Source organism: Thermostichus sp. OS-CIW-33 (assembly GCF_054059615.1).
The window spans coordinates 1-14,911 of sequence record NZ_JBSSCH010000016.1; the positions used below are offsets into that span (position 1 = coordinate 1).

Sequence of the window (14,911 nt, forward strand, 5' to 3'; positions counted from 1 at the left end):
GCGGCCATCCACATCAAGCACAGGGCGGTGGGGCATCCCGTTCTTTTCGCGTCAGCGGGACGTAGTCCTCAAGCGCAGGAAACGTCCTTTTCGCGCTAGCGGCGCGGAGCGCTTTGCGTCAGCATGAGTGCGGGAGTATGTCACGCTGAAGAAATCTACAGGGATCCAGTTGGGGACATGTCGAATCCTGCTGCTGTCCAGGACTTGTCTGCCAGCCTGAAGATCGGCCAGGTGGCTCTAGCAGCCGGCTTGCCTGTACGCACGGTGCGCTACTACGAATCGATAGGCCTGCTGAAGCCAACGGTGGAACGGGCGGAGTCCAGCTATCGATTGTTCGACCCTTCGGTTTTGGTTCGCCTGGCTTTTATCCGCCGCTGCCAGAGCCTGGGCCTGAGCTTAGAAGAAATCCGCCAAATCCTGGATGTCCACGACCGAGGGGAGCAGCCTTGTCCAGAAATTCGCCAGCATCTGCAAGGCAAGCTGCAGGAGATTGAACAGCGAATTGCCGATCTGCAAGCGCTGAAAAGCCAAATTCAAGGTCTCCTCTCCGATTGGCAAATCACCCCTGCGGCTGCTGATGAAAAAGAGGTGATCTGCCCGATTTTGCAAAAACCAGAGGCCAGGGGCGGCAAGGGCAACAGCCGTTACTCCACCGTTACCGACTTGGCCAAGTTGCGCGGCTGATCCACATCGGCTCCGCGGCGCAAAGCCATGGCGTAGGCGAACAACTGCAGGGGGATCACGTTCAGAACCGCCGACAACAGGGGTGTCGTGCTGGGCACCTCGATGATGTGGTCGGCTTTCTCCCGCACCTGGGTGTCTTCGGGGTTGATGAGGGCGATCACCCGTCCCCCCCGCGCCCGCACCTGTTCGATGTTGGAGAGCATTTTTTCGTAGACGGGATCCCGGGTGGCAATGCACACCACCGGCACCCGCTCGTCGATGAGGGCGATAGGGCCATGCTTCATCTCCCCTGCCGGGTAGCCTTCGGCGTGGATGTAGCTCACCTCTTTCATCTTCAAAGCTCCTTCCAGGGCAATCGGGGCGTTAACCCAGCGGCCCAGATAGAGCATGTTGGCAACATGATGGTACTGCTCCGCCAGTTGGTCGTAGAGGGCGGCGTCCTTCAGCATCAGGCTGATCTTGCCCGGCAGCTCAATCAAGGCTTGCAGGTGGGCTTGGATCTGGGCCGGGCTGAGGATCCCTTTGGCTTGGGCCAGTTGCAGGGCCAGCAAATACCCCGCCACCAACATGCCAGTAAACACTTTGGTGGAAGCCACGGCAATCTCCGGCCCGGCATGGATGTAGAGAACCCCGGCATCCGCCAGACGGCTGGCCTGGGATCCGATGGCGTTGACAATCGCCAGAGTCGGGATCCCTTGGGTGCGGGCCTCGCTCATGGCTGCCAGCGTATCGACGGTTTCTCCCGACTGGGTTAGAGCCAGCAACAGGTGGTTGGGGCGCAACACCGGCTGGCGGTAGCGAAACTCAGAGGCATAGTCCACCTCCACGGGGGTACGGGCCAAGCTCTCGATGAAGTACTTGAGCACCCAGCAGGCGTGCCAGGCAGTACCACAGGCTACAGCGTGGATGTGCTCGATGTGGGCCAGTTGTGCTTCAGAAAGCGTTAGCCCCTCCAGTGTCACCCGGCCCTGTTCCAGATCCACCCGCCCCCGTAGCGTATCGGTGGTGGTGCGGGGCTGCTCAAAGATCTCCTTTTGCATGAAGTGCTTGTAGCCTCCCTTGGCGGCTGAGACGGGATCCCAGGCCACGGTGATGCTGGATTTGCGCAGCTCCTCGCCGGTAATGCGCAAGTAGCGCACTTGAGACTCCGTGAGAACCGCCATTTCCCCATCCTCCAAGAACACCACCTTGCGGGTATGGCGGACAATGGCAGGCAGATCGGAGGCGACGAAGTTTTCTCCTTCTCCCTCTCCCACCACCACGGCTCCGGCATTGCCCAAACGGGCTGCGATCAGCCGATCCGGCGCCTCCCGATCCAGAGCCACTACGGCGTTTCCTCCCCGCAGTTGCCCCATGACCTGGCCAAAGGCCGCCTCAAAGGAGCCCAGCTCTTCGGTGTAGAGACCCAGCAGTTGGGCGATCACTTCCGTATCGGTTTGGGAGCGGAATGGGATCCCCCGCTCCAGGAGACGCTCCTTCAGCTCCAGGTAGTTTTCCACAATGCCGTTTTGGATCACCACAATGCGCCCGCGCTCGTCGCACTGGGGGTGGGCATTTTCTTCGGTCACGCCGCCGTGGGTGGCCCAGCGGGTATGTCCGATCCCTACCTTGGCCGTGGGCATGTTGGCCGTCAGCTTCACCAGCAGGTTGTGCAGCTTGCCGGTAGCGCGGACAACTCTCAATCCCTCTTCGGGATCCACCGTGGCAATGCCGGCAGAATCATAGCCCCGATACTCCAAGGTGCGCAGGCCCTCCAACAGGATGGGGGCAGCCCACTGAAAACCCACGTAGCCGACAATGCCACACATTCCTCACACCTCAACCTCAGTCGCGCCAGCGTTGCGTAGCAATACAGGCAACACCTTATCCGCAAAGCCTACCCCAGGTTGGGGATCCCTTCAACGGCTTTGGCCGACGTTGTTCACCTCAGCGGGTTGCCAATTTATGGGGAAGTCTGCGGCTGCCATCCTTGGGATCCAGAGACAATCCCCTGGGCAAAAGAGACGGGCGCAAAACGAAAGTGATACCCTTCGGCCACCGCGGGCTGGATCCCATCTTCCCCAGGGACGCTGGAGACCAAGTTGCTCAGCCCCAATACCAACTCTCGAATGCCGCGGCGAAACTGGGGATCCCCGGTCAGCTCGTCGATGTCGGCGGTAATTTTTTGCATATTCTGAAAGGTGATGCGGGCGGAATCGAGGGTTTGGCGCAGAGTAGCTAAAGTGCCCGGATCGTTGAGGCTGGCGGCAATCTGCTGCAGATCTTCGGTAGCTTGGGCCACGTTCTCCGCAGCCGCTCGCACCTCGGCCAGGATCTGGCGCACATCGGCCTGGAGTTGTGGATCGGTAACCAGCGGGCGCACCGCGCTCGACATGGCCTGTAGATCGGCGCTCACCTGCTGGATGTTCTCCAGGACGGCGTTAAGGGAAGTGCGGTTTTGATCCACCAGGGCGGTGAATTGATCGGCAGCCGCTTGAAAACTGCGGGCAGTTCCCCTCACAGCCCCAGCCGCGTCTTGGATGGCCGTGGCAGCCGTGGTGAATTGCAACAAGTCCAGATCTTCGGTGCGAATAGCCGCTACCTGCTCTTCTACGGTTTCTGAAAGACTGGCTACGCTATTGGCGACGCGGGTGATCCCCTCCAGAGTGGTGTTAAGGGTATCGAAGAGCTCGTCCTCGTTGACCCGTGTGAGCAATCGATCCAGCCTAATCAATAGCTGGCCAAAATCCACTCCAGGGGTTCCCTCCACCACATCTCCATTGCAAACCATTTGGCTGCTGTCGCAGTCTGGCGCCAGGGGGGATCCTGTCAACTGGACGTTCAGTCGGGGCAGGATGTCCATCACCGTTTCCCCCACCAACCCCGTCTGTTTGGTTACAAACAGGGCGTTGCGGGGAATAGCCAAAGGCTGGTCAATGGCCACCTGCACCTCCACTTGATTGGGTTGAGGCGTGATACGCTCCACCCGACCTACGGTTACCCCCCGCAGCCGCACGCTGGATCCCTCTGTCAGGCCGACCACGTTGGTATAGGTGACGGTAAATTGAAAGCCGCGACTGCCAAAGCGCAGGTTGTAGATCCACAAAAACAGGCCGGCAAAGCCCAGCGCCCCCGCCAGGATCAACAGGCCCACTGCCCCTTCTCGCACTGCTCGCGAACGCATCACACCTGCCCCGCCACTTGAATTGGCCCTTCTACGCTACCGCTGAAAAACTGCCGCACAAAGGGGTTATCGCACGTTTCAATCTGCTGCACGGATCCCTCCCACTGCACCCGCCCCTGAGCCAACAGGACAATGCGGTCGGTGGCGCGGTAAATGGTGCTGTGCTGGTGGGTCACCACAATGTAGCTCTCACAGGCTTTTTTCACCTGCTGCAGCTCCCGAATGAGATCTTCAATCACCGTCGAAGCAATGGGATCTAAACCCGCAGTGGGCTCGTCGTACAGCAGCAATTGGGGCTCATCCTGGGGCAGAGAAGGATCCTCCATAATGGCGCGGGCGAAGCTGGCCCGTTTGCGCATCCCCCCCGAGAGTTCTTCTGGCAGGTTGTGCTCTTTGCCCGCCAGCCCCACCGCCTCCAGCTTGGCGGCCACCAATTCCCGAATACGGGAGCGGGGCAACTGCGAGTGCTCGTAGAGCAAAAACCCCACGTTTTCTTCCACCGTCAGGGAGTCGAAGAGGGCGGCCTGCTGAAACACCATCCCTACTCGCAAAGGGGGAGTTGCATGATGGGCTTGAATCTCCGAGAGCGGGATCCCGCACCAGAGCACTTCTCCAGCGTCTGGCTCCGTTAGGCCGGCGATGATGCGCAGCAGCGTCGATTTCCCGGTGCCCGAAGGCCCCACCAGGCCCAGGGCCTCACCCCGGTACACCTTCAGATCCACGTGGTCAAGCACCACCGTCGAGCCGAAGCGCTTGGAAACTTGGCGCAGCTCCACCAAGGGGGCAGTGCTCTGCACTGCTGGCATGCTCAGAACCTCCGCCCTCGCCAAAGGCTGGAGCCTATTTTCCGCGGCCTGCTGCTCCTTTGGGCTGTCTATGCTGCTTCTGAAGCACTTGACCAATGATTTCAAGCAAAACTGGGGGCTCAGGATGCTTCCCTCCTTGAGTCGGCTTCACTGCTAGTTTAGGAGTCGGCAGGGGCCAAGGCAATGAAGCAGCCCACAGCCCTATCAAGGCAGATCAGGGATCCCTGGCGATAGGCCCAAGCCGTACCTCTCCTCTCCATTCTCTCTGCTCTGGGGCTCAGGGGCGAGGTCTTCCTCAAGGGCAGTCACCCAACCGGAGGGGACGATTTCCATCTCGTCTGTAACCCCTGCTCTTTTCTCTTCCCTCTTCTCTCCGTCAGCCAGCTCCGGCTGTTCATCCTGCTCCGAATTGAGTTTCACGCGCCGCGAGAAACCCCAGACAAATAGGGGGATCACAGCCACCACCATCCCCCACTCCGGGATCTCGATTTGGGGGAAAAACACCTCCAACAACATGGTGCTCCCCACCAAGGCGATGATGGCAAAAGCGGCGTCTTCCAGGTGAGAGAACTCGTCCAACCAACGCAAAAACAGAGAAGCCATGTAGCGCATCAGGGTAATGCCGAGAATGCCGCCGAGGATGATTACCCAAGCCTTGCGGGAGACGCCCACCGAAGCGGCGATGCTGTCGAAAGAAAAGACCAGATCCGTCAGTTCCACCATCACCAGGGTCTGCCAAAAATTGGCGTGGCGGGTGATGTCCTGTTCTTGGCCTTCTTCCTCGCCCCGAAAGTGCTGCCAGGCTAGCCAGAGCAGATAACAGGCCCCCAAGAATTGGGCGGGCGGATACTCCACCAACCAAACTGCCGCGAAGACAATGGCAATGCGAAAGCTGTAAGCGCCGATGATGCCCCAGCGCAAGGCCCGATTCTGCTGCTGGGGGGTGGGCAGATGCTTCACCAGAGCTGCTAGGGCAACGGCGTTGTCCGCAGAGAGGGCGGCCTCCAAAAACACCAAAGCCACCACCAAGAAAATATCTGTCCAGGTGAAGGACTGAGTCATCCCTTGCGCCAGGATCAAGGTCGCTCCCATCGCATCTGTTGCATTTTTGACAAGTGTTGCATCAATTAGCATATTCGCGCGTTTTGTCCGCCCCAGTCAGTCCAACACAGCAGTTAACCAGCGTAGGAACCCTCCCCATCTTCGGATAAAGGTACCCCAGAAAAAGGCATGAACCCAGTTAGGTGACCAGAGGCAACACCCTCAAACTCCCGAAGGATGGGAAAGAGAAAGCCCAAGCCTAAACTATGGCCTGAGTATAGCCTGTTTGGCTCAGGATCTATTTACAATTCTTAACCTTCCGAAATCTGTCGATTCCCTGTTGGATCTCCAGTGGGGCCGCATGAACTCAATCGAGCTGCCAGCCGTTGTCCGCAACGCAGGATCTGGCCTGCCAGAATCGCCGCCCCAAAACCGTTATCAATGTTCAGCACTCCCACCCCCGCTGCGCAGGAGTTGAGCATAGTGAGCAGGGCAGCCAAGCCCTGGAAGCTGGCCCCGTAGCCAATGCTGGTGGGCACAGCGATCACCGGACAATCCGCCAGACCCGCCACCACGCTGGCCAAGGCCCCCTCCATGCCCGCCACCACGATCAGCACGTCCGCTTGCAGGGCCGCCCGGTTGTGCAGCAGCCGATGGATCCCGGCCACCCCCACATCCCAGAGGCGCTTCACCTGAAATCCGGAAAGCTCCAGCGTGAGGGCGGCTTCTTCTGCCACCGGTAAGTCGGCAGTGCCGGCGGAGATCACGCTGACCTGTCCAGGATGGCTGACCACCTGCCGGGGCGGGATCCAACACAAGCGGGCCACCTGGGAATACTGCACCTGGGGTAAGCGGCTGCGGATCTCGGCATACACCTGGGCTTCGATGCGGGTGGCCAAGGCCAGGGATCCCCGCTGGTGGAGTTGCTCCAGGATCTGGGCAATCTGATCTGGGGTCTTGCCCGGCCCCCACACGGCTTCGGGAAAGCCCGTGCGCAAGGGACGGTGGTGATCCACATGGGCGAAATCTCCCACCGGCTCGAAGGGCAGAAAGCGATAGGCTTGCAGGGCTTGCTCTGGGGTGAGCTCCCCTTGGGCCACCGCCCGAAACAGATCCTGCAGCGCTGTCGTGGAAGGGGGGTTCATGGAAGGTGAGTTAATCTGCAACACTCGGCTTGGATCTTGCCTGGATCTACTGGGCCAAAGACCCGCGCGGGAAAAACAACACCGGATGCCAACTTTGCCGCAAAATCTCGCCGGTGAGGCTGCGAACCGACCACTCCCAGAAGCTGCCCACGTGGGGGGAGGCAGTGGCGATGGCCGTCATGTCTTCATCGGCAGCAGTAGCCAGGATCTCTTTGAGAGGGGATCCCACCCGCACCAGGGTGCGCAGCTGTACGGGCTTCACCTGCTCGCTCAGGGGTTCAAGCACCTGGGCCAGGTCAGCCTCGGCTTTGCGTTGGAGCACCTCCACCGGAGTTCCTTGGTTGCGGCGGGCGCTGGGATCCACCACGTAGAGCAGGGTAACCGTCTGGCACTGGGAAGTACCGGGCAGCAGGTGGCCGAGATGGTTGAGCAACTGCTGACGCGGCTGCTCAAAGTCAAAGGGCACCAAGAGGCAGCGAAACAGGTGGCGGCTGCGCAAGCGCAATTCTTCCAGGGTAAAGGTAGCCAGCAGCTGGGGGCGCATCACCAGTAGGGGGATTTTCAGCTTCGGCAACAGCGTCATGGTGGTGCTGCCGAACAATTTTTCGGCGAGCAGGTTGTGGGTACCCATGCCTGTAATCAGCAGATCGGAGCCATAGGTTTGGATGCCTTTTAGGATTAGATCGGCTGGCCTGCCCACCTGCACCAGAGCCTTGACTTCCAACCCTGCTGGGATCGGGTTCAGCAGCTTCTGCAACTGGGCCTGCTCCGCCTGGACTTCGGGGGTAATGTCGTCGGGAATGCCGATGTCGTCCTCTTGCCAATCTACGCTGCGGACGAAGGTGACGCGCTCAATGCCGTTGCTGTGCAGATCTTCCAAACACTTGCCAAAACGCTGCAGGCCATCTCGGCGGTCGGTGGCAATTAACACGTTTTTAAACATATCGTTTTGAGCATTAGGAGAGAGGGTAGCCGGCTCAAGAGCATTGCTTTGGCCCGCAGCGATCCTAAGCTAACACCTTGCGGGGTTGTTCCCAAGGCAGCAGCTCCGGATCCCTCTTCGGCATCGGTTGCTCAGCGGTTGGGATCCGCCAGGTTGCGAAACTGGGTGTACTGGCTTTCGAACAGCAGGCGCACGGTGCCGGTGGGGCCGTTGCGATGTTTGGCAATGATGACCTCGGCAATGCCGCGATCGCTGGTGTTGGGATCGTAGTATTCCGGGCGATAGATCATCATCACCAGATCGGCATCCTGCTCGATGCTGTTGTGAACTAGCAGACCGTTGGCCACGAAGTTGTGGTGGCGGGGCATTTCGACGTCGTAAACCGGCTGAGGCTCCCCCGGCTCGCTGATGAACACCACCGGATCCCAGATCAGCCCCTCCTGCACTACCACCGCCACCTCTTCCTCCAATTGCAGCTCGTCGAGGGTTTTCCAGCCGTCTGGGGTCAAGAAGGGATGGTTGCCGGTGGCGCGAATGGAAAAGTTGAGGCGGGTCTTCAGAACACAGGTGGGCTGCCGACCACTGCAAAACACTTTCACAGGCTGTTGGGGCACCAAGCGCCCGCGCCCGTTCAAGCTGAGCAGGCAGGGCAGTTCCGCCGCAGCCGGCAGGGCCGCCAGTTGATCCAGCCGCCAGATCTTGCCGCGATCCGCATCCATCACCTGCGTATCCCCGGCCAGACAGCCCGATTCCCGCAGGTCTGCCAGTTGCGGGCGCTTATCGGAGCGCGACTCGACAGCCCGACTGAGCTGAGACAGCACCAGCACCGGCACCATCAGCTCTTTGGCCATGGCCTTGAGGCCACGGGTAATGCGCGACAGCTCCTGCACCCGGTTGTCAGCAGCGGATCCCTGCATCAGTTGTAGGTAGTCGATCAACACCATCCCCAACGTTCCCCCCTGTTCCGCCTGCAAACGCCGCGCTTTGGAGCGAATTTCGGTAACGGTACAGTCGGGGGTATCGTCGATGAACAGGGGCAATTGCGACAAAAAACCAATGGCTTGTCCCAGGCGCTGCCACTCGTGTTCGCTGATGCGCCCAGAACGCAGACGGCTGCTGTCGATGCGGGCTTCGCTGGCCAAAAGCCGCTGCACCAGTTGCTCTCGTGACATTTCCAAGCTAAAGATGGCGACCGGCTGCTTGGCGTAGGCAGCCACATTTTGGGCAATGTTGAGGGCAAGACTGGTTTTCCCCATCGAGGGACGACCGGCCAGGATCAACAAGTCGGATCGCTGCAAGCCCTGGGTCAAGTTATCCAGGTCGATGAATTTGGTCGGGATCCCCGGAAGCTGTGCCCCGCTTTGGAACTTCTCTTCCAAATCCGAGAAGATATTGACCAAAACCTCGGAGGCCGGGATAAGACTGCGCTGCACCCGCTCTTGGGTGAGGCCAAACACCTGCTGCTCGGCTTGATCCATCACCTGAGACAGGGGCTGACTGGTATCGTAGGCCAAACGAGCCAAGGTATTGCTCACCTGGATCAACTGGCGGCGCATGTACTTATCCATCACCAGGCGAGCATACTGGTCGATGTTGACGCTGCTGACGGTTTGCTCCAGCAGACGACGGATCGCCCCTGTTCCTCCCACCCGCTCCAGAAGATGATGATCCGCCAACCAGGCAGACACAGTCATCAGGTCAGTGGGTTGGCCTTGGCTGTGCAGTTGGAGAGCAGCCCGGTAAATCTCTTGGTGGGCAGAGATATAGAACATCTCTGGACGCAGAAACTCCGCGACCCGCACCAACGCATCCGGATCGAGGAGGATGCCCCCCAGGATTTCCTCCTCGGCTTCTATGTTCTGGGGAGGAAGCCGATCCCCACCCGTTAAGTCGTAATCGCTGATCACCACAAGCCAGGACAGGAAAATCAACCCAGCCCCAGGGTAACTGGCCTCTCAGCCAAGCAGGCCCACTCAGCAGGTAGGCCAAGCTATAGGCTGAGCATACCCGCTTGTCGTCTAAGGCAGAAACCCTGCCCACCCCGGGATCCCTCACAGGAATTCAGGGAGCCTCAAAGGTAGCTTCTCATTCAGGAGTAACCTGAATGCGCAGCGTAGCGGTAACTTCGGGGTGTAACTTTACCTGCACAGGATAAACCCCGGTTTTCTTGATCTCCTCATTGAGGAGAATGTTGCGGCGGTCGATATCCAGGCCGCTGGTAGCCAGCACCACCTCGGCAATATCGCTGGTGGTAACCTGCCCAAATAGGAGGTCGTGTTCTCCCACTTTCTTACGGATGACGAAGCGACCGATGGTCTCCAGAGCGGTCTTGTAGTTTTCCGCCCGTTGTTTTTCTGCCAGTTTACGAGCCGCTTCCTGCTCCAGACGCATCTGCTGCTCTTTCAATATGCCAGGGGTAACCCGCACCGCCATCTGCCGTGGGAAGAGGTAGTTGCGAGCATAGCCGGGCTTGACGTTGACAATCTCTCCGGGCTTGCCCAGCCCTGGGATCGCCTGGCGCAGCACAACCTGCATGTTACGTTTCGACATTGGGAAGACACTTCTTTTCTCGACAGCCCTCCATTCTAGAGGCTCAGCAGGTTCATCGTCAGCCCAGAGTGCCATAGCCACCAGCCCGTCGGCATAGGGGATCCCTTCTCAGAGCTTATTCCCGATTGGCAGGTCTCTAGAGTCCTCTTCCAGCTCTGAACCTTGGCGGGAAGATGAAGAAGCCACCTTTCCAAACTCAAAAGGCGGAAGTTCTCTGTTTTGGGAGATACCCAATCCAGGATAGGGAGTGGCTGACACCAAAGGGGATCCCTTGAGGGGTTTGCAACATTTGGCGGATATCCCCAAGGATAACCTGGGCTTAACCTCGATTTAATCAAAAACAACTGACCTTTACGTTATAGTAGCTGCGCAGACTGGCGAAGTCTTCAATGGAGCGTTCCCGAGGGAACCCTGCGTGCTCGGAGGAAGCCTTGGGGCACTGCGATCGGTTGAAGGCTTGTTGAGGATCGCAGGGTTAGCTTGAGGGTTGCCTCCAAGCTTCCAGGCGGTAGTGGCATACCCAGCCCGACGAGTTTTGATTGGGTTGGGTAAGGTTCTCGAGTGAAGTAGCCTTTTTTAGATCTGGGCTAGGATTTTATCTTCATCTGGGAGAGGAGATCTGTATGGTGACGTTGCACCCCTTGGAGCGTCGTTCTTTCCTGAAGTTTTTGTCTGCCACTGTTGCCGGCTTTGCGGCCAGTCAGACGAATTGGCAGCGGGTGTTTGCTCAGCAGACCATCACCATCAATGGCGCTGGGGCGACCTTCCCGGCCCCCATCTATCAAACTTGGGCCCAAGAGTTTGGCAAGAAAAACCCTAACATCCAGGTCAACTATCAGTCTGTAGGAAGCGGTGCGGGTCGTCGGCAGTTTGTAGCCCGCACGGTCGATTTCGGTGCCAGTGACAGCGTGCCCCGTCCTGAAGAGATCAACCAAATTGAGAATGAGGCTAACCCTCCCAAAGGGATGGTTTCTGTACCCATGGTGGGCGGAGCGTTAGTTGCAGCGTACAACATTCCTGGGGTGGGCCCCGAAATCCGCCTTTCCCGCCTGGCACTGGCGAATATCTTCCTGGGCAAGATCAAGAACTGGAACGATCCCCTGCTGGCTGGCCTTAACCCACAGGTGACTTTCCCGGATTTGCCGATTACCGTCGTGCATCGCTCTGATGGAAGTGGTACCACCGATATCTTCACCACTCACCTCAACGCTATTAGCCCAGAGTGGAAGCAAAAGGTGGGTCGCGGCTCTTCGGTAAACTGGCCAACCGGCGTAGGGGCGCGTGGGAACGAAGGGGTTTCCGAGCAGATCAAGCAAATTCCTGGCTCGATTGGCTACGTGGAATTCGGCTTTGCCAAGCTCAACAACCTGAACATTGCCCGTCTGGAAAACCGGGCAGGCAAGTTTGTAACTCCCAACGTCGAGACGGAGAAAGCGGCGCTGGCCAGAATTCAGCTCGACGAGCGTTTGCTGGGGGTCGATCCGGATCCTAGTGGGGAAGACTCTTACCCTATTGCGGGCTACACCTGGATCCTTGCCTACAAGGTTTACCCCAAAGCCGAGACTTCCAAGGCCGTTAGAGAGTTTCTCCGCTACGGCCTCACTGAGGGGCAGGCTTTCGCTGAGCAGTTGGGATATGTCCCTCTGCCGGAAGAAACGCGGCAAAAAGCTCTGGCTGCGCTGGAAGGCATTACCCCGTAAAAACTCTTACCAACCACTTCTGGCTTCAGGCGGATGAATACCTTTTTTTCTGACAGCAGTTCTATGTTTCGGCCTCGGCCGGTTTTCCAGCGCCGGCGCGACCAGGTTTTTATCTGGGCTACGCGGATTGCCGTGTTTTTCTCGGCCTTCCTGCTGCTCTGGATTGCTCTGGAGATCGGCATTCAGTCTTTACCTGCTATAGACAGGTTTGGACTAAGCTTTTTCTGGAACACCACCTGGGATCCGGTCGAGGATATCTATGGGGCCTGGCCACAGATCTACGGCACGCTAGTGACTTCTCTCATCGCTCTGATTGTGGGGGTTCCTTTTAGCTTTGGCATCTCTATTTTTCTGAGCGAGGATTTTCTTCCGAAGTCCTTGCGTCTGGCTCTGATCATTGTGGTTGAGCTGTTGGCGGCTATTCCCAGTGTGGTGTTCGGCATTTGGGGATTGTTTGTCTTCATCCCCTTCTTCCGCCCCGTTCAGATGTTCCTGTACGAGAACTTCAATTGGCTTCCCATTTTCAGCACACCACCGATTGGGCCGGGGATGCTGACGGCAGGGGTTGTCTTGGGGATCATGATCATCCCCATCATCACGGCCATCGCCAGAGAGGTTTTGGTGGCTGTTCCTCCTGAGCTGCGCGCGGCTGCCTATGCGATGGGGGCTACGCGATGGGAAGCCATTTTTGGAGTGGTACTACCGGCTGCGATTGGGGGTATGTTGGGGGCTGTGGTGCTGGGTTTGGGACGCGCCCTGGGCGAGACCATGGCGGTGGCAATGCTGATTGGCAATGCGCGGGGGATTAGAGTCTCGCTTTTGGCCCCTGCCAGCAACATCCCTGCATTGCTGGCCAGCGAGTTTGCAGAAGCAGCCGACGAGCAGATCTCGGCTCTGATGTATGCGGCTTTGATCTTGCTGGTCATTACGCTGGTGGTCAACATCATCGCTGAGCTATTGGTTCGGCGCGTCAAGTTTGCTTTGACGGCTTCTCGGGAGTAGAGGAACATGGCGACACAAGTGGCAGCACAGGCCAATTTGTTCAAACGCAAAGTCAGATCCAAGCGCGTCGTGCTGGACTGGGTGATGACAGGCCTGATCTTTGCTTCCAGCATTTTTGCGATTTTTGTGCTCGCTTCCATCCTTTACTATGTTTTCGTCAATGGCATTGAGCGCTTCAATTGGCAGACCTTAACCCAGCTTCCTCCTCCTCCTGGCGATCAGGTAGGCGGCTTTGGCAACGCTGTGCTGGGAACGATCATTGTGGTATCGATTGCCATTACAATCACTTTCCCTATTGGTCTATTTGCTGCGATCTATCTCTCGGAGTTCGGCCAGAACAGTTCTACAGCATCATCTCTGCGTTTCATTATCAAAGTGCTGACGGGGGTTCCTTCCATCATCGCTGGCGTGTTCGCCTATGGGGTGCTGGTGCTTTCCACCAAGACCTTTTCTGCCCTTTCTGGCGGAGTAGCTCTATCGGTATTGACTTTGCCGATCATCATCCTCTCCTGCGAGGAGGCTCTGCGCTTGGTGCCGGCGGACACTCGGGCTGCCGCCTACGCCTTGGGAGCTTCGCGGGTGCAGACTGTGTTTCGGGTCGTTTTGCCAGCTGCTTTGCCGGTCGTTCTGACGGGAGTGACCTTGGCCATTGCCCGAGCAGCTGGGGAGACTGCACCTCTAATTTTTACTGCTCTGTTCAGCTTTCTATGGCCTGATGGTCTGCTGAAGCCAGTAGCCTCGTTGGCGGTGCTGATCTACAACTTTGCCATTGTTCCCTTCGAGAACCAGCAGAAAATTGCTTGGGGAGGAGCCTTGGCTTTGGTGATTCTGGTTTTGATCACCACGATCAGTTTCCGGCTGCTGCTGAGTCGTCGTCAGGAAACCATTACTATCTGATCTGGTTCTTCTGAGATTTTTGCCTCACTATTCTTCGATTTTGAGTTTGGGTTCTGAAGCAACGTCTACCTCTGGTATTCCTATGCGCCCTCCATTTCCCGGCACTCCTGATTCCTCTAAGAAGTCTGCCAACTTAACTGTTAAGCTGGAAACGCAAGCAGTCAGTGTTTACTACGGCTCTCATTTGGCGGTGAAGCAGGTTTCTCTGAAGATTCCCAAGAATCACATCACTGCTTTTATTGGCCCTTCCGGCTGCGGCAAGAGTACTTTGCTGCGCTGCTTTAACCGCATGAACGATCTGATCCCGGGGGCGAGAGTAGAGGGATCCGTAATTTTTCACGGGAAAAACATCTACGATCCCGATGTAGATCCTGCTGAAGTGCGGCGGCGAGTTGGCCTGGTGTTCCAAAAGCCCAACCCCTTTCCCAAATCAATCTACGACAACATTGCCTTTGGGCCACGGGTCAACGGCTACCAAGGGGACTTGGATGAGCTGGTGGAGCGCACATTGCGCCAGGCCGTCCTCTGGGATGAGGTGAAAGACAAGCTGAAGATGAGTGGGCTCTCCCTTTCGGGGGGACAGCAGCAGCGTCTTTGCATTGCCCGCACCTTGGCCATCCAGCCGGAGGTTATCCTGATGGATGAGCCTTGTGCCTCGTTGGATCCAATCTCCACGTTGCGCATTGAGGAGTTGCTCAAGGAACTGGGCCGTCGCTACACGATCATTATCGTTACCCACAACATGCAGCAGGCAGCGCGGGTCTCCGACTTTACCGCCTTCTTCAACACTGAAGTCGACGAAGAGGGGTTTCGCTACGGACGGCTGGTGGAGTTTAACCGCACTGAGAAAATCTTTAACTCTCCCGCCCATCGGGAAACGGAAGAGTACGTGAGCGGACGGTTCGGCTAATCTGCTGTTGGCGATCCCTCAATTCTGGTCAGTTGGGATCCCGCTCGCCTATTCTAATGGGCGGGAAGAT

General features: G+C 57.9%; 13 protein-coding genes. 5 read left to right on the top strand and 8 right to left on the bottom strand.

The features are described 5' to 3' along the window. Positions 1–177 precede the first annotated feature (177 nt). Positions 178–684 carry a heavy metal-responsive transcriptional regulator gene (locus ACVWZG_RS10900; RefSeq protein ID WP_457407031.1) on the top strand — a complete coding sequence of 169 codons (507 nt, stop codon included), beginning with the start codon at positions 178–180 and terminating at the stop codon, positions 682–684. Here the strand turns inward: ACVWZG_RS10900 and glmS are convergent. The 8 genes from glmS to rplI form a co-directional block, all read right to left on the bottom strand. Beyond that, complete coding sequence (gene glmS / locus ACVWZG_RS10905) at positions 645–2,492, bottom strand: glutamine--fructose-6-phosphate transaminase (isomerizing) (protein ID WP_414382665.1); 1,848 nt, start codon at positions 2,490–2,492, stop codon at positions 645–647. The two genes, ACVWZG_RS10900 and glmS, sit on opposite strands and share 40 nt — an antisense overlap. 134 nt (positions 2,493–2,626) lie before the next feature. Continuing rightward, positions 2,627–3,847, bottom strand: coding sequence for an MlaD family protein (locus tag ACVWZG_RS10910; RefSeq protein WP_457407033.1), 1,221 nt, complete (start codon positions 3,845–3,847; stop codon positions 2,627–2,629). After that, positions 3,847–4,653, bottom strand: a complete 807-nt coding sequence (locus ACVWZG_RS10915) for an ABC transporter ATP-binding protein (protein WP_414351846.1) — start codon at positions 4,651–4,653, stop codon at positions 3,847–3,849. Before ACVWZG_RS10915 ends, ACVWZG_RS10910 begins: the two co-directional genes overlap by 1 nt. A 204-nt stretch (positions 4,654–4,857) precedes the next feature. After that, positions 4,858–5,745 carry a TerC family protein gene (locus ACVWZG_RS10920; protein WP_414374009.1) on the bottom strand — a complete coding sequence of 296 codons (888 nt, stop codon included), beginning with the start codon at positions 5,743–5,745 and terminating at the stop codon, positions 4,858–4,860. A gap of 260 nt (positions 5,746–6,005) precedes the next feature. Then, entirely contained in the window at positions 6,006–6,839 is an 834-nt protein-coding gene (larB, locus tag ACVWZG_RS10925) for a nickel pincer cofactor biosynthesis protein LarB (RefSeq protein ID WP_457392326.1), read from the bottom strand. Positions 6,840–6,885: 46 nt separating this feature from the next. Continuing rightward, positions 6,886–7,782 (bottom strand): universal stress protein, encoded by an 897-nt coding sequence (locus tag ACVWZG_RS10930; protein WP_457392329.1) that lies wholly within the window; start codon positions 7,780–7,782, stop codon positions 6,886–6,888. Between the two features lie 131 nt (positions 7,783–7,913). After that, a complete protein-coding gene (dnaB, locus tag ACVWZG_RS10935; RefSeq protein ID WP_457407071.1) occupies positions 7,914–9,689 on the bottom strand; it encodes a replicative DNA helicase in 1,776 nt (591 codons plus the stop codon). A gap of 178 nt (positions 9,690–9,867) precedes the next feature. Next, positions 9,868–10,332 carry a 50S ribosomal protein L9 gene (gene rplI, locus ACVWZG_RS10940; RefSeq protein WP_414329820.1) on the bottom strand — a complete coding sequence of 155 codons (465 nt, stop codon included), beginning with the start codon at positions 10,330–10,332 and terminating at the stop codon, positions 9,868–9,870. 623 nt (positions 10,333–10,955) lie between these two features. Here rplI and pstS point away from each other — a divergent pair. The 4 genes from pstS (at position 10,956) to pstB (ending at position 14,841) form a co-directional block, all read left to right on the top strand. Further along, positions 10,956–12,032, top strand: coding sequence for a phosphate ABC transporter substrate-binding protein PstS (gene pstS, locus ACVWZG_RS10945; protein ID WP_457407034.1), 1,077 nt, complete (start codon positions 10,956–10,958; stop codon positions 12,030–12,032). A 33-nt stretch (positions 12,033–12,065) separates the two neighbouring features. Then, entirely contained in the window at positions 12,066–13,034 is a 969-nt protein-coding gene (pstC, locus tag ACVWZG_RS10950; RefSeq protein WP_457407035.1) for a phosphate ABC transporter permease subunit PstC, read from the top strand. A gap of 6 nt (positions 13,035–13,040) precedes the next feature. Continuing rightward, a complete protein-coding gene (gene pstA / locus ACVWZG_RS10955; protein ID WP_414407471.1) occupies positions 13,041–13,931 on the top strand; it encodes a phosphate ABC transporter permease PstA in 891 nt (296 codons plus the stop codon). An 82-nt stretch (positions 13,932–14,013) separates the two neighbouring features. Beyond that, positions 14,014–14,841, top strand: a complete 828-nt coding sequence (pstB, locus tag ACVWZG_RS10960; RefSeq protein ID WP_457407038.1) for a phosphate ABC transporter ATP-binding protein PstB — start codon at positions 14,014–14,016, stop codon at positions 14,839–14,841. Positions 14,842–14,911 lie beyond the last annotated feature (70 nt).